A 1,836-nucleotide genomic window follows, 5' to 3' on the forward strand; every position below is an offset into this window, starting at 1 on the left:
TTGGTGCGCCAGGCATGGCGCGCAGCGCCGGACAGGTGCTGTTCCCGAGGGTGGTGCCTCGGGATGACTCGGGGGTGAGAGTCCCCTACGGACCCTGATAGCGGGAACCGTTAGCTGAACAGCAAGGGTGTCCGTCGCGAGGCGGAATCTGGAGGAAGCTGTAGGCAAACTCCTGGCCCGACGAACAGGAACCGCATACGAGGCTGTCGCACCTGGGCGAGAGGGCCAAGAAACTCGAAGCCCAATAGCTATCCGGAAGGGGCGGTAGTAGATGCGGCGGGCATATGGGAGGAAGGTCGCGCGTCTTACCCTGGGAGGTCTGGTGGTCTGCCACGGTGCTACCGGCGTCGAGAGGCGACGGGATGGGCCACCAGACGTCAGCAGAGGCCATAGTAAGTGCCGATTCACCGCGGCACCAAGGGCCGAACATGAAGAACTGCGAGTAGGCGATGACGTCTCGAGGACCGATCATGAAGACAGACCCTGGCGCTAATACCGTCACTCACCCAGAGGGGCAGGGGCGGAATCCCGAGTCCCGGCCGGTGAGCGTCGAGACGGTCCCGGCGTCGTCATCGTGGACGAAAGCGGAGCCCGCCTCGCTCATGGAAGCCGTGGTAGATAAGGCCAACATGCAGCAGGCTTACCGTAAGGTGGTCGCCAACAAAGGGGCACCGGGTGCCGACGGCATGACGGTGCAACAGTTGGCGGACCACCTGAAACAGCACTGGCCGACGCTGCGCGAGCGGCTGCTGGCCGGTGAGTACCACCCCAGCCCGATTCGAGCCGTCGAGATTCCCAAGCCCAAGGGCGGGACCCGACAGCTCGGCATCCCCACGGTTACCGACCGGCTGATCCAGCAGGCGCTGTTGCAAGTGCTGACGCCGACCTTCGATCCGAGCTTTTCCGCATCGAGTTACGGCTACCGTCCGGGACGCAGCGCCCAGCAGGCCGTCTCGGCCATGAAGGCCCACGTCACCGCCGGCCACCGCTGGGTGGTCGACCTTGATCTGGAAGCCTTCTTCGACCGAGTGAACCACGACCTGCTGATGGCGCGGGTCGCGCGCCGCGTTCGCGACAAGCGAGTGCTGCGTCTGATCCGTCGCTACCTGGAAGCCGGGATGTTCCAGCACGGCCTGGCCACGCCACGTCGTCAGGGAACGCCCCAGGGCGGACCGCTGAGTCCGCTGCTGGCCAATATCCTGCTGGACGACGTGGACAAGGAACTGGAACGCCGTGGCCACTGCTTCTGCCGCTACGCCGACGACATGCAAATTTATGTACGAAGTCGGCGAGCGGGTGAGCGCGTTATGGCCAGCCTGAGTGATTTTCTCGAGAGCTCGCTCAGGCTTACGGTCAATCGCGACAAGAGTGCGGTGGACCGGCCCTGGCGCCGGGGATACCTGGGCTACACGTTGACCCGGCACACACGGCCGAAGCTGACACTGGCCAAGGGCAGTCTGCAGCGCGTGATGCAGCGTGTCCGGGAGCTCCTGAAGCGCGGGAAGGGGCAGAACATCCGACGCATCACCGAGGAACTGGCCCCGATCCTGCGGGGCTGGGCCAGCTACTTCAGTCTCGTCGACGTGAAGCGTCCCTTGGAAGCGCTGGATGGCTGGATACGTCGCCGACTGCGTTGCGTGGCGTGGCGGCAGTGGAAACGGCCCAGAACCCGACGTCGGAAACTACAGGCGCTGGGTCTGGGCGACCAGCACGCCAGGATGTCAACGGGAAATGGGCGAGGCCCTTGGTGGAATGCCGGTGCCTCGCACATGAATCAGGCCCTGCCGCGGAGGTGGCTTGAGCAGCAAGGCCTGATCTCGGTACTTGATACGGTAA

1 protein-coding gene is annotated in these 1,836 nt (G+C 64.5%); it reads left to right on the forward strand.

Going from position 1 to position 1,836, the window contains the following annotated elements:
* Nucleotides 1-470: 470 nt before the first annotated feature.
* Nucleotides 471-1,836, forward strand: a 1,366-nt coding sequence (gene ltrA / locus HF027_RS15385) for a group II intron reverse transcriptase/maturase (RefSeq protein ID WP_168017145.1), incomplete at its 3' end; no start/stop codon positions are given.

The organism is Halomonas salinarum, from assembly GCF_012062845.1.
Taxonomy (GTDB): Bacteria; Pseudomonadota; Gammaproteobacteria; order Pseudomonadales; family Halomonadaceae; genus Onishia; species Onishia salinarum.